This window comes from Anaerosporobacter sp., from assembly GCF_965301125.1.
Genome location: NZ_CBDLAM010000130.1, coordinates 10,208 through 11,371 on the forward strand (window position 1 = coordinate 10,208; position 1,164 = coordinate 11,371).

The following is a 1,164-nucleotide window of genomic DNA, read 5'->3' on the forward strand; positions in this document are numbered from 1 at the left end:
ATTCATACCTGTTTTTCAATAATTTTTTCGTTTAAATTTAAATTATTTGCAATCACATATACTGTTCCATTTGGGGCATATAGTATTGCATTCATGTTAATTTCAGAGCCATTTAACGTGATGTCACCATTTTCAGCGCATAATAAAATCCTTGAATCATCTGGTGTTGAAACTGAGCCAACATTATAGGTAATGGAGTCTTCACTATAGATGATTCCCTTTCCAAGAAATTCTGTCGCATTAAATGTGGTTCGTCCATTCACATAAATAGGATTGATAATCGCTACACGATTGCTCTCAAACGTTTTATTGCTGTCATATACTTTGGCCGTATCCTTGATATGCTCATAAACTTCTTTCGTTATATCGGGCATATCAATCGAAGTGGCATTCTCCTCTTTCTTCCCAATCTGAAGACTACCTTCTTGGCTTGATGTATTCGTTGTAATTGCTCCACAAGCTTCTAATTCCCCGGTTATTTCCAATGAAGTTCCTTGGTAATAAAAATCTTTATTAGTATGTACGTCCCCAGTAATACTTGTCTTATATGTATATAGAGATAAGTTCTGGCTTCCACCTGCGTATAGGGCATATCCCAGACCACTCCATTCCTCAGGCAATACAATATTCGTTCCTGGATTGCTTCCTCCAGGTGTCCCCGGTTCATCATCGTCATTTTCTGTTCTGTCCTTGTCACATATTAATGTCATGTCGCTTGGTGCAACAGGCTTTGCATTCTCCCCAAGTCCAGTAAATCCAAAACTTACACTTCCTCCAACTGGAATAGAAGCATTATCTTCCTTGGCTATGATACTATAGTTTTTATCTTCACTAGATCCTATCTCAGCACTCCATATGTTTGAAATCTCAGCATCATACTCACACTGAATTTCCCAGTTATCAATAATCTCTTTTCCAGTATTTTTGATAGTGATATTAATATTAGCGTAATTTTCCCATGTATTTACCTCTTTGTATATAATTTCGTAATCATCTTGCGTATAAGTAGTTTCTGTTCCATCATCATTTGTTGTAGCTTTAGCAAATGCTCTCTCTGGTATTGACCCTACCACAGTAGAAATGATTAATAAAAGTGCAAGCACTCTACACCATGTAGGCCTTATAAATCCCCTAGTCTTTGTTTTACCTCTCATAGTACTCCTC

1 protein-coding gene is annotated in these 1,164 nt (G+C 36.9%); it reads right to left on the reverse strand.

Translation table 11 applies throughout. The features are described from left to right. Positions 1–2 precede the first annotated feature (2 nt). On the reverse strand, positions 3–1,164 hold a 1,162-nt coding region (locus ACW2QF_RS13655), incomplete at its 5' end, for a cellulose binding domain-containing protein (protein ID WP_455716559.1).